Here is a 22,350-nt window from a genome sequence, read left to right as displayed (position 1 = left end):
TGTGCTGCGGATGGCGATGGATGGCAGGGGTGGCGTGTGGTCGGGCCAAATGTGCCGCCGGCATGGCACCGCAACGGCGCCGCCCGCAGCAACCCCGTCTTTTACCACAACGCGCGGCGCCGGCCGCAAAACAAAAAGGGCCCGGCCGCCTGATCGGCGGCCGGGCCCTGGCGCGCTGGCGGTGTTACTTGCCGGCCAGGACCTGAACGGGTGTCAGGCCGCGGTTGCCGTCGGCAGCGGGGTCGTCCGCTTCTTCGGGCACCGGCGCGCCGATGGCGCCTTCGCTTTTGGCGACGACGGCGGTGGCAATGGCGTTGCCAAGCACATTGGTGACGGTGCGGCCCATGTCGAGCACGTGGTCGATGCCCAGCACCAGCAGGATGCCCGCCTCGGGCAGGCCGAACATCGGCAGCACGGCGGCCACCACCACCAGCGCCGCGCGCGGCACGCCGGCGATGCCCTTGCTGGTGACCAGCAGCACCAGCAGCATGGTGATCTGCTGCGCGAGCGAGAGGTGGATGCCGTACACCTGCGCCACGAACAGCGCGGCGAACGAGCTGTACATGATCGAGCCGTCGAGGTTGAACGAGTAGCCCAGCGGCAGCACGAAACCGGTGATGCGCTCCTTGACGCCGAAGCGGCCGAGCTGCTCGATCACCTTGGGGTAGGCCGATTCGCTGCTGGCCGTGGCGAAGCCGATCATCAGCGGCGCGCGCACCATCCCGAGCAGGCGGAACACGTCGCGGCCCAGGAAGAAGTAGCCCCCGGCGATCAGCGCCGCCCACAGCAGCGCCAGCGACAGGTAGACGCTGCCGAGCAGCTTGGCGTAGACCACCAGCACGCCCAGGCCCTCGGCGGTGATGACCGCGGCGATGGCGCCGAACACGCCCACCGGCGCGAACGCCATCACGTAGTTGGTGACCTTGAGCATGACGTGGCCGAGGCCGTCGATGGCGGCCAGCAGGGGCTTGCCCGCGCCGTCCTTGACGGTGCCCAGCGCGAAGCCGAAGAACAGCGAGAACACCACGATCTGCAGGATCTCGTTGGTGGCCATCGCCTCGACGAAGCTCCTCGGGAACATGTGGGTGACGAAGTCGCCCAGGCTCAGCGCGCCGGTCTTCAGGTTGGAGGCGGCGTCCGCCGGTGGCAGCGCCAGGTTCATGCCCTGGCCCGGCGCCAGCAGGTTGGCCATGACCAGCCCCAGCAGCAGCGAGGTGATCGAGGCGGCGAGGAACCACGCCATCGCCTTCAGGCCGATGCGGCCCACGGCGCGGCCGTCGCCCATGCCGGCGATGCCGCTGACCAGCGTGGCGAACACCAGCGGCCCGATGATCATCTTGATCATGCGCAGGAACACGTCGGTGAGGATGGACAGGTAGCCGGCGATGGACTTGGCGGCGGCGGGGTCCGGCGCGAGGTGGTTGGCTGCCGCGCCGGCCAGCACGCCGAGCAGCATCGCAATGAAAATCAGGGTGGGCAGTCGGTTCAGTTTCATCAGAAGTCGGGCCGTGCGCCCGGCGGCTCGCCGGGCGGTTGTTTTATGCGGGGACTGGCAGGCTTCGGGCCTGGCGCGTCGACCCCGGGGGCGGCGTCGCGCGGCCTGGGCCGGGGGACGTCAGCGAGGCGGGGATGGCAAGGCGGGCGCGGTCATTGTTTCCTCCGTTGTTGTGTGGGCGCGGGGGGGGGGGGGGGGGGGGGGGGGGGGGGGGGCACCGGGGGCCCCCCCCCCGCCGGCCCGGATCGTCGTCCGGGCCGGCGCATACATCGCACGAGGCGTGCCATGCCGGCGGCCCCGCCGGCCTCGCCTAAGTCACTGAAAAACAAGGGGAATTAGAAGTGCTTCCGGCGCACGGTTCGGATTTCCGTGCAAGCGCGGGTGATCGGCGTTCGGATTTCCGGATGCGCGGACGGCGCGGAGGGCGGCCGGGCGCAGCATGGCGCCCGGCGCGCATGGCCGGGAGGGGGAAAGGAAGGGGTGGCCGGAGGAAAGCGGGCGCGCGGCCGCGCGCGTCAGGCGTTGTCGGCCGGCACCGTGCGGCAGCGTTCCAGGAAGTCCTCGAGCGGCATCGGCCGCCCGATCACATACCCCTGCGCGTAGTCCACGCCGATCGCGCGCAGGGTGTGCAGGGTCTGTTCGTCCTCCACCGATTCGGCCACCGTGAGGATGCCCAGCCGGTGCCCGATGTCGTTGATCGAGCTGACGATCTCGCGGTCGACCGCGCTGGCGGCCAGGTGGCGGATGAAGCTGCCGTCGATCTTGAGGTAGTCCACCGGGAACTGCTTGAGGTACGCGAACGACGACAGGCCCGCGCCGAAGTCGTCCAGCGCCACGGTGCAGCCGGCGCTGCGCATCTCGGCCACCAGGCGGCTGGCCGCGGCCATGTTGTTGATCAGCGCGGTCTCGGTGATCTCCAGCCGGATGCGGCTGGCCGGCAGCACCGATTCATGCAGCTCGGCATGCAGGAAGGGCAGCAGGAACGGCTCGCCCAGCGAATTGGCCGACAGGTTGACGGCCACCGAGAGCCCCGGCACCGCCGCCAGGCGCGCGCCGAATTCGCGCAGCACGTGGTGGATCACCCAGCGGTCGACGTGGCCCATCAGGTCGTAGCGCTCGGCGGCCGGGATGAAGGCGCCGGGCATGATGAGCTTGCCCTGCTCGTCCACCATGCGCACCAGGATCTCGATGTGGAGTTCGGGGAGGTCGGCCTCGCCCGGCTGCAGCGCGCGGATCTCCTGCGCGAACAGGCGGAAGCGGTTGGCGTCGAGCGCCGAGTGGATGCCGGCGGCCACCTGCAGCTCCTGGTGGTGGCGCTGCGCGTCGCTCTCGTCGCGGCGGTACACCGAGACGCGGCTGCGCCCGGCGGCCTTGGCGGCGTAGCAGGCCACGTCGGCGCGGCTCATCAGCTCGCCCACCGGCGGCGTCTCGCTGTCGATGGCGGTGATGCCGATGCTGGCGCCGACGTCGTAGACGCGCCCCTCCCACGGGAAGCGCTGGCCGCGGATGGCGTCGATGATCTTCTGGCAGACCCGCTCGGCCTGGTCCACCGAGCAGTCCTTGAGCAGCAGCGCGAATTCGTCGCCGCCCAGGCGCGCCAGCAGGTCGTCGGGGCGCACGTGGTGGCGGATCACGTGGCCGAGCTCGCGCAGCAGCACGTCGCCGGCGGCGTGGCCGGCGGTGTCGTTGACGATCTTGAAGCGGTCCAGGTCGATGAAGCACAGCGCATGGTGCTGCTGCTGCAGGCGCGCCGCGTCGCAGGCCTCGCGCAGGCGCTTCTCGAACCAGATGCGGTTGGGCAGGCCGGTCAGCGCGTCGTGCGAGGCCGAGTGCGCCAGCTCGCGCTGCAGCGCGCGCGCGCTGGTGATGTCCTGGAACACCAGCACCGCGCCGATCACCTCGCCCGCGGCGGTGCGCACCGGCGCGGCCGAGTCCTGCACGTCGTGGCGGTCGCCGGTCAGGCTCTGCAGCACCGCGCCGTCCTGCAGGTAGACCGGGCGCAGCGTGCGCAGGCACTGCGCCACCGGGCTGGCGATGGGCTCGTTGCTGTGCTCGTCGACGATGCGGAACACGGTCTCCAGCGGCTGGCCGGCGGCGGCCTGGATGCTCCAGCCGGTGAGCTGCTCGGCGATCGGGTTCATGAAGGTCACGGCCATCGCCGCGTCGGTGCAGATCACCGCGTCGCCGATCGAGCTCAGCGTGATGTGCAGGCGCTCCTTCTCCTCGAACAGCGCCTCGGTCAGGCGGTGCTGCTCGGTGATGTCCCAGTTGGTGCCGATCATGCTCAGCGCGGTGCCGTCGTCGCGGCGCAGCACCATCGCCAGCGCGCGGATGTGGCGCACCTCGCCGCGCGCGTGCTGGATGCGGTATTGGGTGTCGAAGGCGCGCACGCCGCGCACCGCGGCGCGCATCTCGGCGCGCGCGCGCTCGATGTCGTCGGGATGCACCATGCCGGTCCAGCGCTGGAAGTCGGGGGCGCCGGCGGCCGGGTCGGTGCCGTGCAGCGCGTGCATGCGCGCGTCCCAGGCGATCGCGCCGCTGGCGATGTCCCACTCCCAGATCCCCACGCCGCCCGCTTCCACCGCGAGCTGGGTGCGGCGCGTCAGCGCCTCGAGCTTCTGCTGCGCGGTCTTGCGCTCCTCGATGCTTTCCACCTGCGAGATGAAATGCAGCGGCGCGCCGCTGTCCTCGTCGCGCACCAGCGAGACCGCCAGCAGGGCCCAGCGATAGCTGCCGTCCTTGTGGCGGAAGCGCTTTTCGATGCGGTAGGCGTCGATCTCGCCGGCCAGCAGGCGCTCGACCTGGTGCAGGTCCGGGCCCAGGTCGTCGGGGTGCGTGATGAGCGGGAACGGCAGCTCGAACAGCTCGCTGGCCTCGTAGCCGAACAGCTCGCAGATGGCGCGGTTGACCTGCAGCCAGCGGCCGTCCAGGCCCACCAGCGCCATGCCGATGGCCGAATGCTCCATCGCCTGGCGGAAGCGCCGCTCGCTGCCGCGCAGCTCGCTGCGGTCGCGCCGGTTCTGCTCCAGCAGGAAGGCGATGCAGACCGGGAACAGCATGATGAGCGCGGTCGACAGTTGTATCGGCTGCAGCACGAAGGGCTCGCCCGCGCCGCGGCCGAAGGCGCTCGCGGCCAGCGTCGCCGCGGTGGTGGCGCAGATCGACAGCAGCGTGAGCAGCGCGGTGGCGAACGGGTTGGTCAGCAGCGCCGCCAGCACCAGCGGCAGCGCCATCACCACGAACGGCTCGTTGCTCTTGTGCAGCGCACCCGCGCCCACCACCAGGCACAGCAGCAGCAGCGCCGCGAAACGGCGCCGGCCGGCGCGGCCGAAGGTCTCGGCGGCGCGCTCGCGCGTGATCGACACCATCAGCGGCAGCAGCATCACCACGCCCATCGCGTCGGCCGTCCACCAGGTCCACCAGACCGCGCCGAAATCGCCGCGGTAGGCGGTGGCGACGGTGGCCGCGCCGATGGTGGCACCCACCGCCGGCCCCAGCGTGCTGGCCGCGCCCAGCGTCAGGCCGAAGCGCGCCAGCGGCCCGGGGCGGGTCAGCGTGGCGCCGGCGGTCATGGCGCGCACCAGCCAGCCGGAGAAGGCCATCTCGGCCACGTTGCCCAGCGCCAGCGCCAGCGCGATGGCGGGGTGGTCGCCCATCGCCGCGTTGGCCGCCACGCCCGCGGCCAGCATGCCGCCCAGCAGCACCGGCGCGTCGCGGCGGGGCCGGTGCAGCAGCACGCCGAGGCCGAACGCATTGGCCAGCCACAGCATGGCCACGTTGCCCGGAAAGCGCGACGCGGCGATGCCGGCCACGGCCAGCAGGAAGAAGCCGAGGGCGGCCAGCACCGCGCGCTGCCAGCGCGGCGAAGGAGTGTGCAAGGAACGGACTTCCGGTTGTGGCGTCATGTCGCGTCTGCGATCTGGATAGGAGAACTTGCAATGGCGATGGCCGCCGGGCTGACGCAGGTTGCACGCGTGGCCCAGCCTAATCGATCAATATAGCGTCCATATGGCGGCAGCACGAGCCGAGAAAAATGACTCTGCCGGCGCTGTTCGGACTGGCATGCCGCGCCGATTTCCTGTATGGCCCCCTCGCTTGCCGGCCGGCTCCCGGCATCCCCGGCGGCGCTGCGGGCCGCGCCGGCGCACGGCCGGCGGCGGATTCGGGGGCGCCCGGAGAGCGCTCGGAGACAGCCGCGGCGCGTCCGCGCCGCGCTCGCCCGCGGCTGCGCCGCCGTCCGCCTCCCGCGGCCGTTTCAGGTATTTCCCCGCCGATGTGGGGTACCCCGACGGACGTCGCGAAGACGCGGGCCGGCATCGCAGCGATGACATGAGCGGACGGAGGCCGCCGCGCAACGGGTCGTGGAGCGGGTCGTGAAGCGAGTCGTGAAGCGAGTCCCGGCCCGGGGCGCCATCGCCTTCGGCGCCGCCGCCTTCGGCCCGCCGGCGCTCGCGCGGCAAGCCCCGGCCGGCCGGGCCGGTCCGCGTCCGCCGCGTCCGCGCCGACGGCGCTGCCGCGCGCGCGGCGCGATGGCGCGGCGTTAAGCAAAGTTAATGCTTGCCGCTGCCCGATTCCTGAATAATGCCGACAGAGACGGCGGCGCAGGGAGCCGCGGGCCGCTTCGCGCCGGCGATGCCCGGGGTGTGCGCCACGCGCGTGCCACGTGTGCGACGCGCGGCCGGCGCATTCGGGCCAGGCAACCTCACGTTAACCCTAGGTTTTGTCGTGGTTTGCACACAAATGCGAATGCGTCTCATGTAGAATTGTCACGTGGCTGGTACATAAGACATCCGAGCCGCCGGATGGAAGGGTCAGTTGGCGCGGCAAGCGCGCATTGGGAAGGGGGAACTGTCATGCGTGTTCTGATTGTTGAGGACGATCAGCGGGTCAGCCAGTGGCTAAGCGCCAGGCTGCAACAGAAAGGACATGACTGCCGCGTGACCGACACCGGCGAACAGGCGCTCGAGCTGATCGGATCCGAGGCATTCGACGCCGTGCTGCTGGACCGGATGCTGCCCGGCATCGACGGCATCGGCGTGCTGCGCGCGCTGGCCGATCATCCCCACCCGCCCGTCATGGTGCTCTCCGCGGTGGACCAGCCCAGCGACCGCGTCGAAGGGCTGCGCGCCGGCGCCGGCGACTACCTCGGAAAACCGTTCGACTTCACCGAACTGCTGCTGCGCCTCGAAGGCCTGGCCAAGTGGCGCGCCCTGCCGGGCGACGCGGACTGGATCACCCGGCTCGAGGACCTGTGCATCGACTGGCGCGAGCGGCGCGTGTCGCGCAGCGGCCAGGCCATCGACCTGACCGAGAAGGAATTCGCGCTGCTGCAGGTGCTGGCCACCAACGCCGGCCGCACGGTCACGCGCGCCATGCTGCTGGAAAAGGTCTGGGGATACCAGTTCGATCCGCAGACGAACCTGATCGACGTCCATGTCTCGAAGCTGCGCAGCAAGATCGACCGGAATTTCCCGCGCTCGCTGCTGCGCACGGTGCGCGCAGTCGGTTATGTCCTGGGCTGAGCGCGTTGCCCACCTGCTCGAGACCCGCACTTTCCGCCACGCCTCGCTGGTCGCGTTCCTGTTCCTGCTGGTGGCGGTCGGCACGGTACTGCTGAGCGCCCACCAGATCGACGCGCTGCTGCACAGCCACGTGCGCGACATGGTCCTGGCCGACCTCCGCGCCCAGGAGCGCAGCCATCATTTCGCCGAAGCCAAGGGGCTGGCGTTCGCGCTCGCGCACGAGGACACCCGCGAGCGCGAAGGCAACAAGTCGTTCGTGCTGTCGCCCTCGGGCGCGCTGCTGTTCGGCGACCCGAAGGTGAGGGCCGCGCTGCAGTGCGAGCCGCCGTGCGCGCTGCAGTGGCGCAACGTCACCGTGGGCGACGCCAGCGCCCAGCTCGCGCAGCTGTTCGGCGTGCAGGTGCCGCTGGCGGACGGCGGCGTGTTCTTCAGCGGGTACGACATCCTGCCGATGCGCGAGCGGCTGCGCGTGATTCCGCTGATGGCCGGCGCCGGACTGTTCGCGGTGCTGCTGTCGAGCCTGGCCATCGGGCTCTATACCAGCGTGCAAAGCATGCGCCGGGTGGACCGGATCCGCAGCGCGCTGCGCCGCTACGTGACCGGGGAGCGCGACGCGACGGTGCCGTGCGGGCCCGACGGCGACGAATTCGACCTGCTCGGGCAGGACATCAACCACGTGCTCGACCGCGTGAACCGGCTCATGGAAGAGGTCAAGAGCGTCAGCAGCCATCTGGCGCACGAACTGCGCACGCCGCTCACGCGCATCTACAACCGGCTGGCCAACCTGGCCGAGAAGGTGGACGACCCCATGCGCGAGGACGTGCTGGGCGCGCTCGAGGACGGCGAGCGCATCCAGCGCATGGTGCGCGCGGTGCTGCGCATCGGCGAGGTGGACGCGGGCCGCTGCGAGCACGCGTTCGAATGGTTCGAGGTGCGCACGCTGCTCGACGACCTGGCCGAATACTACGCGCCGCTGGTGGCGATCTCGGGCATGGCGCTGCGCATCGAGGCGGAGCCGGGGCGCGAGCTCTACGGCGACCGCGCGCTGCTGTTCCAGGCGCTGTCGAACCTGCTGGAAAACGCGATCAAGTACGCGCCCGGCGGCGAGACGCTGGTGCTGCTGGCGCACCGCCGCGGCGACGGCATCGCGCTGGGCGTGGCGGACAACGGTCCCGGCATTCCCGCCGCGCTGCGCGGCCAGGCGGTGGAGCGCTTCCGCCGCCTGGGCGGCACCTCGGGCGGCACGTCGCAATCGTCGCAATCGTCACAATCGGGCAGCGGACTTGGCCTGGCGCTGGTCAATGCCATCGCCAGGCTCCACGGCGCGCAGCTCTCGCTGGAGGAAAACCGCCCGACCGGGCTGCTGGCGGTGCTGCTGCTCGACCGCCGCCACTGGAACGACCGCACGGGTCTCAAGAGCGCGCTCAGGACGTGACGCGCGCCGCGGCCGGCGGCATGGCGCGCTAGGCGGCGCGCCGGGGCTGCGCCGGCGTCTCGGGACGCCACCACATCCGGCAGGCCCCGCGCGGCGGCGATCACCCGGCGGCGGTCGTCGACCGACACCGCCGTGACATGGCTGCCGCGCATGGGTCAGGCGGTCTCGAACGTGCGCGCAAGCAGGCGCGCAAAGCGGTCGTAGGCCGCGTTGGCGCCCGCGATGACGGCGTCGTGCGTGCGCGCGTCCAGCGCATCGCTGTCCAGCGCGGCGACGAAATTGCGCCACGCCGCGGCGCGGCCCTGCGGATAGGCGGCGAGGTTGCGCGCGCCGAATTCGGCGGACAGGCCCAGCTTCTCCTGCGCGGCCTTGAACAGGAACGCCGCGCCGAGCGTCGAGCCTTCGGAGACGTAGAGCCAGCCCAGCGCCTCGGGCATGGCAACGCCGGCGCTGGCGATATCGGCTTGCGGCAGCTCGCGCTCCAGGTCCGCGAGATCGGCCTGCGACGCGGCGGCGCGGCCGCGGCCGTCGAGATCCGGCACCGCGGCGCGCACGGCGGCGTCCTCGAACAGGTGCTCGACATCGCGCTGGAACAGATACTGCGCGGCAACGAAACGGGCATAGCCGTCGCGGCTGGCAAACGGATCGGCGGCTTCCATCAGCGTGTGCATGCGCTCGTGCTGGGCGGCCGTCTCATGCTTGAGCCGGGAAGACAGCGAGGGGCGGACTTCGGTGGAGGTGGTCATCGGGGAGGGTTCCGGGAATTGAACGGCGATAGCGGATGGCGGATAGCAGATGGCGGGCGCGATCGCGGCGCGGCGGCGCGCGGCGGCACGCATGTGCAAGGCTTCTTTTTACGTGATCGCGCCGCGCAAGACACGTTAATCTTGCTTCATATAGTTCGCGCGTCGCAGTCCGCGCGCGTGCCGGATGCGTTCGTCGCGCGCCCGGTTCACCGCGCGCCCGGCGCGTCGCCCGCCTGCCCGGGCAGGTGGCCCAGCAACTGCTGGTACTGGTAGCGGAACGCGGTGCCGTTCGTGCCCAGCAGGCGCGGCAGCGGCGTGATGAAGTCCTTGCGGATCTCCACCGTGATGCGCCAGACCGGCACGGCCCGGCCGGCGGCGATGGCGCCGTGCGCCGCATTGCCGCCGCCGATGGTGTCGAGCGAGGTGAAGCTCTCGACGGCCACGGTGGCGATGTCGCCGTCGCGCAGATAGCCATGCCCGGTGGCCGCCATGCGCACGCGCACGCGCTGCTCCATCTGCCGCGCCTCCAGCGATCCGGCGGGGTCGGTGCGGAACTGCCCGATGGCGCGCTCCAGCGCCGTGCCGCCCATGACGATGGCGAGCCCGATGTTCCCGAGCTCCGTGAACATCATCGCGCCGGCAATGATGACGGGCAGCGCGAACGCGGCCTCGACGGTCAGCGCGCCACGGCCACCATGCCGGCGTGCGAAACGGCTACGCATGGCCGCGCTCCTCGCGCAACCGCCGCCTTGCCGCGGGGCGGCGGGCGGCGGCGCGCCATGTCGGAAGGCACCCGTGCATGGCGTCAGCCGAGGAACAGCACGAACGCCGCGCCGGCGGCAATCGCGATGCTGTACGGAATGCCGGGCAGCGCATGGGCGTGCAGCGCCGCCGGGGCGGGCGGCGGCCGGCGCAGCCACGAGCCCGGCTGTCTGGCGTACCACGCGGCGCACCGCGCGCTGCACCGCTCGGCCATGCGCAGGACCGGCATGCCCAGTGCCAGCACGCCGCCGGCCAGCGACATGACCAGCAGGAACGTCGACACGTTGCCCTCCAGCCAGAGGCAGAGCACCGCCACCAGCTTCACGTCGCCCGCGCCGACCCAGCGCATGGCGAACAGTCCGTAGCCCACCACCAGCACGATCGCGGCGGCCATCGCGCTGCGCCCGAGCTCCGGCCAGGCCACCGCCCGCGCGTCCTGGAAAACCATCCACGCGGTGTGGACCGTCCACGCGGCCAGCAGCGCCAGCACCAGCCGGTTGGCGATGCGGCGGTACAGCAGGTCCGACAGCACCGTCCAGAGCAGCGCGGGCGGCAGCACCAGCGCGGCAAACGACAGCGAAGGCGGCACCAGCGCGATGGCGTCTTGCAGCAGATGGGGGAAGCGGGCGGGCATGCGGGGGCTCCTGAACATGGCGGGAACGCGTCGGCTGACGGCGAATCGTCCTGGTCCCGCCGTTGGTCAACCGAAGACGACGAACGGCACGCCTTCGTGCACGGGAGACGCCATCACCCTGGCGGCGATGCCGTAGACGCTGGCGAGATGGCTTTCCGTGAGCACCGCGGCGGGCTCGCCATACGCGACGGCCCGGCCGTCGGCCAGCAGCAGGAGCCGGTCGCACCAGCGCGCGGCGAGGTTGACGTCGTGGAGCACGAGCAGCGCCGCCAGGCCATCGGTGCGGCTCAGCGTCCTGATGCTGTCGAGCATCAGCAACTGGTGGCGCGGGTCGAGGCTGGAGATCGGCTCGTCGAGCAGCAAGGCGCGGTAGCCGTCCGGCGGGCGGCAGGCCAGCACCTGCACCAGCGTGCGGGCGAACTGGACGCGCTGCTGTTCGCCGCCGGAGAGGCTTTGATAGTCGCGCGCGGCCAGGTGCGTCACGTCGGCCAGGCCGAGCGCGCGGCGGATCAGCGCGCGGATGGCGCGGGGATCGAGTTCGGGAAACGGATAGCCGCCCATCGCCACCACCTCGGTGACGTCGAGGTCGAAGCTCAGGCCCGGCGACTGCGGCAGCACGGCGCGGGTGCGGGCGAGCTCCCGCACGGACCAGTCCGCCAGGCCGCGGCCGTTCAGCGTGACCGCCGCGGCGGGCGCGGCGATCTCGCCGGCCAGCGTGCCGAGCAGCGTGCTCTTGCCGGCGCCGTTCGCGCCGAGCACGCCGAGCACTTCGCCCGCGGGCAGGCTCAGGTCTATGTCGGACAGCACCAGGCGCCGGCCGCGGTGGCAACTGAGTTTGCGCGCAACCAGCACGTCATGTCCCCTTTCGCGTCAGCATCCAGAGCAGGAACGGCCCGCCCACGAGACTCGTCACGATGCCGATCGGCAGTTCCGCCGGAATCACCACCGTGCGGGAAAGCCAGTCGGCCAGCGTCATGGCGATGGCGCCGCCGGCCAGCGTGTTCGGCAGCAGCCAGCGGTGATCGGCGCCCAGCGGCATGCGCACCAGGTGCGGAACCACGAGGCCGATGAACGAAATCGTGCCGGTGACGGCGACGATGGGCCCCACCAGCAGCGCCGTCAGCACGATCAGCCGGCGGCGCAGCCGCTTGAGGTCGAAGCCCAGGTGCTGCGCCTCCCGCTCGCCCAGCAGCAGGGCGTTCATGGCGCGCCAGTCGCGCAGCAGCAGCGCGCACAGCACACCGACCAGCGGCACGAGCCACGCGAGCATGGGCCACGTCGCGCCGGCGAGGCTGCCCATGTTCCAGAACGTGAGGTTGCGCAGCTGCACGTCGCTGGCCTGGTACGTGAAGAAGCCGACGACGGCGGCGCAGATCGCGTTGATCGCGATGCCCGCCAGCAGGAGATTGGCCATGCCCGCGCGCCGCGAGCCCAGGCGGTAGGCGAGCGCGGTGGCGGCAAGGCTGCCCAGGAACGCCGCGGGCGCGACGCCGGCCAGGCCCTCGGCGCCCAGCACGATGGCCGCCACGGCGCCCGCCGCGCCGCCCAGCGAAATCCCGATCAGGCCCGGCTCGGCCAGCGGATTGCGGAACAGTGCCTGCATGACCGCTCCCGACAAGGCCAGCGCGGCGCCGACCGTGACCGCCAGCACGATGCGCGGCAGCCGCACCTCGATCAGCACGTTGCGCCACATGGCATCGTCGCCGCTCGCGGTGGACGACCACAGCAGCGGCAGCAGCCGCCCGCGCGGGATCGACAATGCGCCGCTGGCCGCCGCCCAGAGCGCGGTGAATACCAGCATGACGCACAGGGCGGCGAACACGCCCGGCCGGTGGACGCGCATCAGCGGGCCGCCGGCTGCCGGGCGGTCAGCCCCGCCTGCAGCAGCCGCAGCGCTTCCGGCAGGCGCGGGCCGAAGCCGAGCAGCAGCAGGTCGTCCATGACGACGATGCGCCGGTTCCTGGCCGCCGGGGTCGCGTTGAGGCCCGGCTGGGCCAGGAAGGCGTCGGCGCTGCCGCTGGCGCCCACCGACATCGTGGTCGTCACGATCACGTCCGGCTTCAGCGCGGCCGCGGCCTCGGCCGAGAACGGCTTGAACCCGGTCTGCTCGGCCAGCACGTTGGTGGCGCCCGCGAGCCTGAGCATCGCATCGCCGGCGGTGTCGCTGCCCACCGCCTGCATCTTGCCGGTATGGCTGCTGACGATCAGCACGCGCACCGGCTGGCCGACGGGGCGGATGTCGCGCAGTTCGGCGTGCAGCCGCTCGACCAGGGCCTGTCCGCGCCCGGGGATTTCCAGCGCCGCGGCCGCGCCGAGGATGCGCTGGTCCAGCGCCTCGATCGTGGGCGCGGACGGCAGTATCACGACCTTGCTGCCGAGCTTGCGGATCTGCTCCAGCGCCTGGGGCGGGCCGGTCTGGTCGGAAGCCAGCACGAGGTCCGGCTTCAGGCTGGCGAGCCCTTCCACCGAGACCGTGCGGTAGTAGCCCACCTTCGGCAGCTTCGACGCCGCGGCGGGGTAGATGCTCGACGCATCCGCGCCGACGAGCGCGCGGTCCGCGTCCAGCGCGTAGATGATTTCGGTGACGGCGCCGCCCAGCCCGACCACGCGGGCGGGCGGCGCGGCCTGGGCCATGCCCGCCGCGCACAGCAGCGGCAGCAGCGCGGAACGCAGCAGTTTCATCGTTGACTCCGGCATGCGCGTCAGGCGGCCAGCGCGGCCGGGCAGAGCGACTGGAGCAGTGTCCGCCACGCGCCCAGCTCCGGCTTGCCGGGCTTGCGCTCGCCGAAGAACTGCGCGATCAGCTCGCCATTGGCGCCGAACAGTTCCAGGGACGTCACCCAGCCGTCCACCGTGGGCTTGTTGACGACCCAGCTCGACGCCACGGCACCGGTGTTCAGGTGCAGATTGAACTTGTCGTCGAGCACGTTGAACCACGTACCGGTACGCACCAGCTTGTGCACCGGCCCCGTGTGGATCTGCACGATGCCCCGGTTGGCGACGAAGCACATGATCGGCAGGCCCGATCCGGCGGCGCGCCCGAGCACGGTCTCGATGGCCGCGTCGTCCACCTGCTGCGCCAGGTCGCTGCCCGCGCTGCGCAGCGCGCCGAGGCGCGACACGCCGAACTGCCGCAGCATGGCGAAGAAATCGTGCGTGTCCTTGAGGCCGCGCCAGTGCTCGCGCATGGCCCCGGCGTCGGCGGGCAGGTCGGCCTCGGCAACTGCGGCGATGGTCTCGACCACCACCGGCGCCACCGCGTCCACGGCGTGCCGGTCGACATACGCCTGCCACGCCGCGGCATCGGTGGCATCGGTCCGGTAGACCTTGTGCACCGCCTCGCCCGCCTTGTCGAAGAACTGCACGCTGTCGCGGCCGTTCTCCGTCACCGCGTAGAAGTAGCGCCAGGCGCCGAAGAACATGCGCAGGTCGATGTCGGGCCCGAGCACGATGCCGACGGGCCCCTCGGCTTCGATGCCCTGGTACTGGCCGTGCCGCTCGTGGACCGCATGGTCGTTGCGCGACAAGGCCATCACCGGCCCGAGCATGCCGAGGTCGCGGAACAACTGCTGCGCCGTGCCCCCGAGCTGCCGCGTCTGCACGCCGCAGCCCGCGGCGACGAGTTCGGCCTCGCTCACCCCGAGATGCCGCGCGCGGTCCCGGATGCGTAGTTTCGGTTGGGCCGCGGCCAGTTCCTGGTGCCGCCGGCGCAGCGCGTCAATGCTTTGTCGTTCCATTTCCATGCGGGTCCGGGAGGGTTCAGGGCTGGACGTCGAAGTTGATCGTCCAGGTCTGCTGGCTGCTGTTCGAGTTCGGGTCGGCGTAGGCGATCTTCGTCAGGTGGAAGCGCGCATACGTGGCACCCTCGCCGCCGCGGATCAGGCCGCCGGCGTCCGGATTGGCGCTGATCAGGTGGGCCACCGCCGGCAGGCCGTTCGCCGCGGCCGCGGCGGCGGTCGGGAAATACGAGTACCAGCCGTAGTTCAGCGGGTTCGGGTAGGCGCCGGTGTAGGTGGGATTGAGCAGCGATGCCGTCGCATCCTTCTTCCACTGGCTGGCCGCGGTGGGCAGGCTCATGTCGGCGGCGGTCAGGTCCGCCAGCGTGGTGGTCACGCTGTTGACGTTGGTGAACGCCGATGCCACGGGCTTGTTCGACGCGTCATAGAACCCGGCGGGCGTCTTGCCCAGGAAGCCGGCCACCGTGCCGGTGCCCGATTCGCCGCCGTTGAGCTTGACGTTGTAGCGGTTGAACGCGATGTGCCACGGACCCGTGGCCGTGGTTTCCACGCGGTTGACCAGATCGTAGTAGACCCAGTCGGCCGAGGCGTTGACCGTCGCCGTGTACACGGTGCCCGGGGCGCTGCGGTCGACGAAGCGGAAGCTCGGATAGCCGGAGGTGGTGCCGCCCGGGCCGCCGTAGTAGCCGGTGATCTGCAGCGCGAACACGGGCGCCGCCACGGTGCCGGTGGTATCGGGCAGCGCGCTGTTGGTGGTGATCAGGAACGTGCGGAAGGTGGGATACAGCGAGTGGTCGGTGGCCGCGCCGGTCACGCCGTACTCGAACACGGCCGAACCGATGTCGTTGCTGCCCGCGAACACGCCGCTGGCCGAATCCTTCAGGAACACCGCGGCGGGCAGGGCGCCGTTGACCGGGTCGATGGTCGCGTTCTTCCACGCCGTCAGCGCGGTCCAGGTGTGGTCGAAGGGGCTGCCGAAGGCGCCGCCGTTGCCCGTGCCGGTGGTGCCGCTGTTCGTCCACAGCGTGGCGGTGCGCCCGCCCGTGTCGGTCTTGACCTTCAGGTCCCACGCGGTGCCGGTGCAGGCCGTCTCCGCCTTGGTGTTGAAGTCGTAGCAGAGCGACGCGCTGGCCGCCGGCAGCGCGAAGGTCCATTCGGCCGACTGCGTGAATGCCGTGGTCGTGGCGGGCGGGGTGGTGGTGCCGCCGCCCGTGGTGCCGTTGCCCCCCGTGCCGCCGGTGCCGCCGGTGGTGGTGCCGCCGTCGTCGCCGCCGCCGCAGGCGGCCAGCGCCAGGGCGAGCGTGATCGTGCCGAGCGCGCCGGGCAGCCGGCGGCGCAGAGAGAGTGTGTCATTCATCATGATGCGTGTTTCCCCATTGATTTCTTGTTAGCGGGCGACGTCGACGTTGAACCGCGCGCCCAGGTAGATAAAGCGCCCCGCCACAGGCCCGAAGTCACTGGCATTCGCGAAATCGCGTTGACGATTGAAGAGGTTGTTGACGCCGGCGAATGCGGTGACGCTGCGGCCGATCTTCTGGTTCAGCACGAGGTCGAGCGTGGCCCAGCCCGGCGAGCGCGCGGCGGCGGCGGAGTCGGTCAGCTCGCTGCTCTGGAAGCGCGCGCGGGTCGACAGCTCGGTGGACGGAAAGACGCGCCAGTCGATGCCCGCGCGGCCCATGTGGCGGGGCCGGCGGGTCAGCTCGGTGCCGGTGTTGAGGTCTTCGGTGTCGGTGAAGGTGTAGGCCGCCGTCAGGTTGAGCTGGTTCGTGGCGCGCCAGCGCAGCGACGTCTCGGCGCCCTGCGTCCGGGCGCGCGCCACGTTCCGGTACGTATAGACCGCGATGCCGTTGACCATCGAGAAGTTGGTCATGTCGGTCTGGATCAGGTCCGTGACGCGGTTGTAGAACAGGTTGGCATCGAGCGTCACGCGCTCGCGCCAGGTGAGCTGGCCGCCGAACTGGAAGCTGTTCGACGACTCCGGCTTCAGGTCCGGGTTGCCCAGCACCATGTAGCCCAGCGAGCTGTGGTCGAACAGGTAGTGGCGTTCCTTGAGGTTGGGCACGCGGTAGCCCTGGCCATAGTTGGCGCGCAGCACGCCTTTCCAGGTGTCGCTGGAGAGCAGGTTGGCGCGCAGGCCCACCTTGGGCGCGAAGTGGCTGCCGAAGTCGGAATCGTGCTGGCCGCGCAGCCCGACGATCATTTCCCAGGTGTCGTTGAACAGGATGTCGTTCTGCACGTAGAGCTCGCCCGCGTGGCGCTCGGCGCTGCCGGCGCCGGTCAGCTCCGACGCCCCGTTGACGTTCTGGTTCAGCGTCTCGCGGTGGAAGTCGCCGCCAAACTGCCAGAGCTGGCGGTACCACGCCGGCATGTCGAACTGGGCGGAGACATGGTCGGTCTGCTGCGAGGAATCGCGCGTGGCGGTCTGGAAGCCGTTCGAGTATTCGCGGGAGGTGCTGTCGTAGGTCTCGTGCACGCCGGCCAGCCGGGCGCGCACGCCGTTGGCGAATCCCCATTGCCCGCCATAGGTGTAGCGGTTGCGGTCGATGTCCTCGGTCTTGCGCTGCGGCACGTAGTTCGGCGGCGCGTAGTACTGGTAGCGCTGCTCGTCCGTCTCGCGGTAGGCGCTGGCGTCGAGCCAGAACTTGCCCGTCGCGGTGGGGAGCCATTCGAGCCGGCCCGCGTATTGCCCGCGGCGGACCTTGTCGCCGTGGCGCGTCCAGTCGTCCGCGTCGACGGCGTAGCCCTTGTTGTCCAGCGCGTCCGCGCTGATGCGCGCCCGGAACTGCTCGGTGCCGCCCTCGACCCGGACATTGCCATGCAGCACGCCAGGCGAACCGTCGGCGTTCTGGCCGCCGTAGGTGCCGGTATCGGCGGTGACCGCGCCCGAGAGGCCCTTGGCGACCGGCCGCGTGATCACGTTGATGACGCCGCCCATCGCCGAGCTGCCGTACTGGGCCGAGCTGGCGCCCTTGACCACTTCGACGTGGTCGACCTCGGTGAGCAGGTATTGCGAGACGTCGACCGTCGAGCCGGTGCTGGCCGTGATGGGCAGGCCGTCGATCAGGATCAGCACCTGGTCGCTGGTCATGCCCTGCAGCGTGACTTCATAACCCGACTTGCCGTGGATCTCGCGCAGCTGCAGGCCGGGCACGTTCTCCAGCGCGTCCTTGAGCGTGCGCGCATGGGTGCGCTCGATTTCCTGGTGGTCCACCACCTCGGTGCGGATCGGCGTCTCGTCCAGCGTCTTCTCGCTGCGGGTGCCAGTGACGACCACCGTCGGCAGCGGGTCTCCCGGCGCGGCCTGTTGCGCCCGCGCGTGCGGCGTAGCGGAAAGTAGGGTGCTGGCGACGACGGCAAGGTATTTCAGACGCATGGGGGGCGGAACCGGCCGCGACAGATCCGGTAGATACAAAGGGATGCAGAATGATAATGATTCTCGTCTGCATCTTCCGTTAAGATTGCTTAATGCAGTTTCACCAGCGCTGTTTCCCCGGCGCAGGCCGGCATGGCCCTGCAAAAGAAGGTGCGTGCCCGGCCGCGCCGCTCCGGTGCGGCGTACGGCACGTGCGCGGCTTTTGCACTATCCTCAGGGGGCTTTGCGGCGCGCGCCCACCGGGCGGTGGACGGTGCCGCCGGCCGGCCGCGCCTTGCGCGGACCAGGGCAAACAGACCCAAGGAGTTCCCCCCAATGACCACCCTAGACATCAATGGCAAGCCATTGCAGGTCGACGTCGACCCCTCCACGCCGCTGCTGTGGGCGCTGCGGGACAGCCTCGGCATGACCGGCACCAAGTTCGGCTGCGGCATCGCCTCGTGCGGCGCGTGCACGGTGCACGTAAACGGCCAGCCCACGCGCAGTTGCGTCACGCCGGTTTCGGCGGCGCAGGGCGTGCGCATCACCACCATCGAAGGCGTGGCCGGCGACAAGATCGGGCGCGCGGTGCTCGACGCCTGGATCAAGCATGACGTGGCCCAGTGCGGCTACTGCCAGAACGGCCAGGTCATGAGCGCGACAGGGCTGCTGCGCAACAAGAAGCACCCGACCGACGCCGACATCGACCAGGCGATGGCGGGCAACGTGTGCCGCTGCGGCACCTACCAGCGCATCCGCGCCGCCATCAAGGATGCGGCGCGCGCGCTGGCATAGGGAGACCATCATGCGAATCCAGAATCTCGAAGCGCTGGTCGGCAACGGCTGGCGCACGGACGCAGTCGCCGGCACCGTCGATGCCGCCGCCGCCGCCGAATCCCCGGCCACGCTCGGCCGCCGCAGTTTCCTCAAGCTCGCCGGGTTTGCCGGCGGCGGCCTGGCGCTCGGCGTGCTGCCGCTGTCCGCCGCGCAGGCGCAGGAAGGCGGCGCGCCCAAGGCGCCGCCCTCCGCGCCGCAGGCCTTCGTGCTGATCGCGCCGGACAACACGGTCACGGTGGCGGTGAACCGCCTCGAATTCGGCCAGGGCGTGCATACCGCGCTGCCGATGGCGCTGGCCGAGGAGCTCGACGTGGACTGGCGCAACGTGCGCGCCACGCTGGCGCCCGCCGGCGACGCCTACAAGGACCCCGCCTTCGGCATGCAGATGACGGGCGGCTCCTCCGCACTCAACCATTCCTTCCAGCAATACCGCGAGCTCGGCGCGCGCGCCCGCGCCATGCTGGTGGCCGCGGCGGCCAGGCAGTGGCAGGTCGATCCCGCCAGCTGCCAGGTGGCGCTCGGCGTGGTGACTTCCGGCAGCCACCGCGCCACCTACGGCGAGCTGGCGCAGGCGGCGATGGCGCTGCCGGTGCCGCAGCAGGTGGCGCTGAAGGACCCCGCGCAGTTCAGGATCATCGGCAAGCCCACGCCGCGCCTGGACGCGCGCGGCAAGCTGGAATCCACCACCGCGTTCGGCATCGACACCCGCCTCGAAGGCATGAAGGTGGCGCTGGTGGCGCGCCCGCCGCGCTTCGGCGGCAAGGTGAAATCGTTCAATGCCGACAAGGCGCGCGCGATCAAGGGCGTGGCCGACGTCATGCTGGTGCCGGTGGACCGCGGCGGCACCGGCGTGGCGGTGGTGGCCGACGGCTACTGGCCCGCCAGGCAGGGGCGCGACGCGCTCGAGATCGTGTGGGAAGACGCCGGCTCGAAGGTCACGTCCAAGGACCTGTTCGCCGACTACCGCAAGCTCGCCGCGCAGCCCGGCGCGGTGGCGGTGGCGGGCGACGTCGGCGCGCTCGCGGGCGCGGCGCGCACCATCGACGCCTATTACGAGTTTCCCTATCTCGCCCACGCGCCGATGGAGCCGCTGAACTGCACCATGCAGGCCGAGCTGTCGGGCAAGACGGTGCGCTCGGTCAAGGTCTGGGTCGGCTCGCAGTTCCAGACCGTGGACCAGGCCGCCATCGCGCGCACGCTGGGGCTCAAGCCCGAGCAGGTCACGCTCAGCACCATGATGGCGGGCGGCGGTTTCGGCCGGCGCGCGGTGCCCACCTCCGACTACGTGGTCGAGGCCGCCAACGTGCTGCAGGCCTGGATCCGGAACGGCCATGCCGAGCCGCTCAAGGTGATGTGGAGCCGCGAGGACGACATCCGCGGCGGCTACTACCGCCCGCTGCACCTGCATCACGCCCGCATCGGCACCGATGCCCGCGGGCAGGTGGTGGCGTGGGACCACACCATCGTCGGGCAGTCGATCCTCGCCGGCACGCCGTTCGAGGCCTTCGCGGTCAAGGGCGGCGTCGACGGCACGATGGTCGAGGGCATCGCCGAGAACGACTACGGCTTTCCGCTGCGCCTGAGCGCGCACCACCCGCAGGTGGACGTGCCGGTGCTGTGGTGGCGCTCGGTGGGCAACACGCACACCGCCTTCGTCAAGGAGACCCTGATCGACGAGATCGCGGCGGGCGCGCGCCAGGACCCGGTGGCGTTCCGGCTCGCGCGCCTCGACGAGGCCAAGCACGCGCGCCACCGCGCGGCGCTGCAGCTGGCGGTGCAGAAATCCGGCTACGGCAAGCGGCGCCTGCCCAAGGGCCAGGCCTGGGGCGTGGCCGTGCACGAGTCGTTCGGCACCGTGGTGGCCTACGTGGCGGAGGTGTCGCTGGTGAAGAACGAGCCGCGCGTGCATCGCGTCACGGCCGGCGTGCATGCCAACCGCGTGGTCAACCCGATGTCCGCCGAGGCGCAGGTCCAGGGCGCGTGCATCTTCGGGCTGGCCGCGCTGCGGCCGGGCTTCGCCATCGAGATCGAGAACGGCGTGGTGAAGAACAGCAATTTCCCCGACTATCCGCCCGTGCGCATGCCCGACGCGCCGCCGGTGGACGTGTTCTTCGTGCCCTCCGAAGACCCGCCTACCGGCCTGGGCGAGCCGGGCGTGCCGCCGATCGCCCCGGCGGTGGCCAACGCGCTGTTTACGCTCACCGGCAAGCGCCAGCGGCAGTTGCCGTTCGTGCTGGCCTGAGCGGCGCGCGCGGCCCGGTCAGCGCGCGCGGCCGTCCGCGGCCGCGCGCCAGGCCTGGGTGAAGCGCAGCAGGTCGTCGGCGGAAGCATCGGTGACGGCGGCATAGTGCATGCCGTCCGCTTCCCAGCGGGCCAGCTGGTAGCCCTGGTGCGATTCGATGGCGGGCGGCAGGGCGGCGGGATCGGCCCCGGCCGCCTTTTTTTCGTCGGCCAGCGGCAGCACGAACATATCGATGGGATGCTGGCTGTCGCGGTACACCAGCACCGCCACCGCGCGGCCATGCACGTAGTCGAGCCGCCCGCCGGCCAGCGGGAAGCCCTGCGCGGCGAGGTCGCGCACCGGCGGCGCGTAATCGAGCCGGCCGTTGAACCACGGCTTGACGGTATGGCGGTCCGACGAAGCCACGTCGATGGCGTGGCCGGACAGCAGCGCGCGCACGTGGCTGCTGACCACCTCGCGCGCCACCGTCGGTTCGGCGGCGTCGCGCAGCGCGTACTGCGCCACGCCGATGCCGAGCGCGGCCACCGTCACCGCGGCCATCGCGGCATTGGCGGCCGGGCCCCAGGCGAAATGGCGGCGCAGCGGTTGCCACCAGCGCCACCAGCCGGCGGCGCCCGGCGTGCCGCGCGGCCGCGCCGCGGCGGCGCCGTCCGCCGGGGCCGCGTCGAGCGCGGCCAGCACCCGCACGCGCAGCGCCGGACTGGCGCGGTGGTACGGCGCGTGCGCGCGCAGCGCGGCACGCATCTCGCGCAGCCGCGCCAGCCGCGCGCGGCACTCGGGGCATTGCGCCAGGTGGCGCTCCACGCGCAGCGTGTCGCCCGCGCCGGATTCGCCGTCCGCGCAGGCTTGCAGCAGCATGCCGATCTCATCGCAGTTCATGGCCCGTCTCCCCGGCGGGAAGCGGCGGGAAGCGGCGCCGCCGCGCTCCTGCCTGTCGTGGTGGCCGGCGCCGCGCCGCCCGCCGCGCGCGCGCCCTGCATTTCCTGCGCGCGCTGCGCCAGCACCGCCGCCGCCAGCAGCTTGCGCGCGCGCGCCAGGCGCGACATCACGGTGCCCAGCGGAATCTCGGCAATGGCGGCGATGTCGCGGTAGGGCAGGTCCTCCAGCTCGCGCAGCACCAGCACCTCGCGGAACGCCAGCGGCAGGCGCGCCAGCGCCACGTGCAGCAGGCGCACGTCCTCGGCGCGCAGCAGCCATTGCTCGGGGCTGTCGCCGTGGCCGTCCTGCCAGCCGGGCAGCGCGGCGCCGTCGAAATGCGCGTCGTCGTAGCCGGCGCTGGCGCCTTCGCCCGGCTGCTGGCGCTTGCGCCACGCGGTAAACCAGGTATTGCGCACGATCGCCAGCAGCCACGCGCGCGGCTGGTCGCCGCGGAAGCTGTCGAAGAAGCACAGCGCGCGCAGGCAGGCCTCCTGCACCACGTCGTCGGCCTCCGTGGCGCTGCCCGAGAGCCAGCGCGCCAGGTTGTAGGCGGCATCGAGATGCGGCAGCACGAGTTCGTCGAATCGGCGGCGCCGGTCGGCAGCGTCCACGTCACTCCTTTGGCTGGGCGGGGGGGGGGGGGGGGGGGGGGGGGGGGGGGAGGGGGAGG

The 22,350-nt window shown here is 71.4% G+C and carries 17 protein-coding genes; 4 read left to right on the top strand and 13 right to left on the bottom strand.

The genetic code is table 11. The features are described 5' to 3' along the window. Positions 1-184: 184 nt before the first annotated feature. Complete coding sequence (locus AC3WXD_RS15585; protein ID WP_492324120.1) at positions 185-1,495, bottom strand: dicarboxylate/amino acid:cation symporter; 1,311 nt, start codon at positions 1,493-1,495, stop codon at positions 185-187. Positions 1,496-2,010: 515 nt separating this feature from the next. Next, complete coding sequence (locus tag AC3WXD_RS15580; protein ID WP_492324119.1) at positions 2,011-5,400, bottom strand: diguanylate cyclase; 3,390 nt, start codon at positions 5,398-5,400, stop codon at positions 2,011-2,013. Positions 5,401-6,348: 948 nt separating this feature from the next. Here AC3WXD_RS15580 and AC3WXD_RS15575 point away from each other — a divergent pair. Then, complete coding sequence (locus tag AC3WXD_RS15575; protein ID WP_029044243.1) at positions 6,349-7,017, top strand: response regulator transcription factor; 669 nt, start codon at positions 6,349-6,351, stop codon at positions 7,015-7,017. Then, positions 7,004-8,452: a sensor histidine kinase gene (locus AC3WXD_RS15570; RefSeq protein WP_492324118.1), complete on the top strand. Its 1,449-nt coding sequence runs from the start codon at positions 7,004-7,006 to the stop codon at positions 8,450-8,452. Before AC3WXD_RS15575 ends, AC3WXD_RS15570 begins: the two co-directional genes overlap by 14 nt. A gap of 155 nt (positions 8,453-8,607) precedes the next feature. Here AC3WXD_RS15570 and AC3WXD_RS15565 read toward each other — a convergent pair whose 3' ends face one another. The 9 genes from AC3WXD_RS15565 to AC3WXD_RS15525 all read right to left on the bottom strand — a co-directional run bounded on the left by AC3WXD_RS15565 (position 8,608) and on the right by AC3WXD_RS15525 (position 17,704). Next, positions 8,608-9,198, bottom strand: a complete 591-nt coding sequence (locus AC3WXD_RS15565) for a biliverdin-producing heme oxygenase (protein ID WP_492324117.1) — start codon at positions 9,196-9,198, stop codon at positions 8,608-8,610. 206 nt (positions 9,199-9,404) lie between these two features. Beyond that, complete coding sequence (locus AC3WXD_RS15560) at positions 9,405-9,920, bottom strand: hypothetical protein (protein ID WP_492324116.1); 516 nt, start codon at positions 9,918-9,920, stop codon at positions 9,405-9,407. An 83-nt stretch (positions 9,921-10,003) separates the two neighbouring features. Continuing rightward, positions 10,004-10,594, bottom strand: a complete 591-nt coding sequence (locus AC3WXD_RS15555) for an A24 family peptidase (RefSeq protein WP_492324115.1) — start codon at positions 10,592-10,594, stop codon at positions 10,004-10,006. A 66-nt stretch (positions 10,595-10,660) separates the two neighbouring features. Next, positions 10,661-11,446, bottom strand: coding sequence for a heme ABC transporter ATP-binding protein (locus AC3WXD_RS15550; RefSeq protein WP_020206017.1), 786 nt, complete (start codon positions 11,444-11,446; stop codon positions 10,661-10,663). Position 11,447: 1 nt separating this feature from the next. Next, complete coding sequence (locus AC3WXD_RS15545) at positions 11,448-12,437, bottom strand: FecCD family ABC transporter permease (RefSeq protein ID WP_492324114.1); 990 nt, start codon at positions 12,435-12,437, stop codon at positions 11,448-11,450. Next, the gene (locus AC3WXD_RS15540; protein ID WP_020206019.1) at positions 12,437-13,276 is read right to left on the bottom strand and encodes a heme/hemin ABC transporter substrate-binding protein; all 840 of its coding nucleotides are present in this window, start codon (positions 13,274-13,276) and stop codon (positions 12,437-12,439) included. Before AC3WXD_RS15540 ends, AC3WXD_RS15545 begins: the two co-directional genes overlap by 1 nt. Before the next feature lie 20 nt (positions 13,277-13,296). Then, a complete protein-coding gene (locus AC3WXD_RS15535) occupies positions 13,297-14,331 on the bottom strand; it encodes a hemin-degrading factor (RefSeq protein ID WP_492324113.1) in 1,035 nt (344 codons plus the stop codon). Positions 14,332-14,353: 22 nt separating this feature from the next. Then, positions 14,354-15,691, bottom strand: coding sequence for an HmuY family protein (locus AC3WXD_RS15530; RefSeq protein ID WP_492324112.1), 1,338 nt, complete (start codon positions 15,689-15,691; stop codon positions 14,354-14,356). 27 nt (positions 15,692-15,718) lie between these two features. Then, a complete protein-coding gene (locus AC3WXD_RS15525) occupies positions 15,719-17,704 on the bottom strand; it encodes a TonB-dependent receptor plug domain-containing protein (protein ID WP_059410708.1) in 1,986 nt (661 codons plus the stop codon). Positions 17,705-18,019: 315 nt separating this feature from the next. On the opposite strand from AC3WXD_RS15525, the gene AC3WXD_RS15520 reads away from it, so the two are divergent. Further along, positions 18,020-18,478: a (2Fe-2S)-binding protein gene (locus AC3WXD_RS15520; protein WP_492324111.1), complete on the top strand. Its 459-nt coding sequence runs from the start codon at positions 18,020-18,022 to the stop codon at positions 18,476-18,478. Between the two features lie 10 nt (positions 18,479-18,488). Then, positions 18,489-20,762 (top strand): xanthine dehydrogenase family protein molybdopterin-binding subunit, encoded by a 2,274-nt coding sequence (locus tag AC3WXD_RS15515; protein ID WP_492324110.1) that lies wholly within the window; start codon positions 18,489-18,491, stop codon positions 20,760-20,762. A gap of 18 nt (positions 20,763-20,780) precedes the next feature. On the opposite strand, the gene AC3WXD_RS15510 is transcribed toward AC3WXD_RS15515, so the two are convergent. Together AC3WXD_RS15510 and AC3WXD_RS15505 are read right to left on the bottom strand one after the other, a co-directional pair. Then, positions 20,781-21,641, bottom strand: a complete 861-nt coding sequence (locus tag AC3WXD_RS15510; protein ID WP_492324109.1) for an anti-sigma factor family protein — start codon at positions 21,639-21,641, stop codon at positions 20,781-20,783. Next, positions 21,638-22,291 carry an RNA polymerase sigma factor gene (locus AC3WXD_RS15505; protein ID WP_020206026.1) on the bottom strand — a complete coding sequence of 218 codons (654 nt, stop codon included), beginning with the start codon at positions 22,289-22,291 and terminating at the stop codon, positions 21,638-21,640. Before AC3WXD_RS15505 ends, AC3WXD_RS15510 begins: the two co-directional genes overlap by 4 nt. Positions 22,292-22,350: the final 59 nt, after the last annotated feature.

Source organism: Cupriavidus sp. FW216-B1, assembly GCF_058789195.1.
Note: the sequence above shows the minus strand (reverse complement) of the source record. Positions and strands in the feature narration are given on the sequence as shown.

Coding starts and splice junctions, on each gene's coding strand:
- AC3WXD_RS15585 (WP_492324120.1), bottom strand. CDS start 1,495: ATGAAACTGAACCGACTGCCCACCCTGATTTTCATTGCGATGCTGCTC.
- AC3WXD_RS15580 (WP_492324119.1), bottom strand. CDS start 5,400: ATGACGCCACAACCGGAAGTCCGTTCCTTGCACACTCCTTCGCCGCGC.
- AC3WXD_RS15575 (WP_029044243.1), top strand. CDS start 6,349: ATGCGTGTTCTGATTGTTGAGGACGATCAGCGGGTCAGCCAGTGGCTA.
- AC3WXD_RS15570 (WP_492324118.1), top strand. CDS start 7,004: ATGTCCTGGGCTGAGCGCGTTGCCCACCTGCTCGAGACCCGCACTTTC.
- AC3WXD_RS15565 (WP_492324117.1), bottom strand. CDS start 9,198: ATGACCACCTCCACCGAAGTCCGCCCCTCGCTGTCTTCCCGGCTCAAG.
- AC3WXD_RS15560 (WP_492324116.1), bottom strand. CDS start 9,920: ATGCGTAGCCGTTTCGCACGCCGGCATGGTGGCCGTGGCGCGCTGACC.
- AC3WXD_RS15555 (WP_492324115.1), bottom strand. CDS start 10,594: ATGCCCGCCCGCTTCCCCCATCTGCTGCAAGACGCCATCGCGCTGGTG.
- AC3WXD_RS15545 (WP_492324114.1), bottom strand. CDS start 12,437: ATGCGCGTCCACCGGCCGGGCGTGTTCGCCGCCCTGTGCGTCATGCTG.
- AC3WXD_RS15540 (WP_020206019.1), bottom strand. CDS start 13,276: ATGAAACTGCTGCGTTCCGCGCTGCTGCCGCTGCTGTGCGCGGCGGGC.
- AC3WXD_RS15535 (WP_492324113.1), bottom strand. CDS start 14,331: ATGGAACGACAAAGCATTGACGCGCTGCGCCGGCGGCACCAGGAACTG.
- AC3WXD_RS15530 (WP_492324112.1), bottom strand. CDS start 15,691: ATGATGAATGACACACTCTCTCTGCGCCGCCGGCTGCCCGGCGCGCTC.
- AC3WXD_RS15525 (WP_059410708.1), bottom strand. CDS start 17,704: ATGCGTCTGAAATACCTTGCCGTCGTCGCCAGCACCCTACTTTCCGCT.
- AC3WXD_RS15520 (WP_492324111.1), top strand. CDS start 18,020: ATGACCACCCTAGACATCAATGGCAAGCCATTGCAGGTCGACGTCGAC.
- AC3WXD_RS15515 (WP_492324110.1), top strand. CDS start 18,489: ATGCGAATCCAGAATCTCGAAGCGCTGGTCGGCAACGGCTGGCGCACG.
- AC3WXD_RS15510 (WP_492324109.1), bottom strand. CDS start 21,641: ATGAACTGCGATGAGATCGGCATGCTGCTGCAAGCCTGCGCGGACGGC.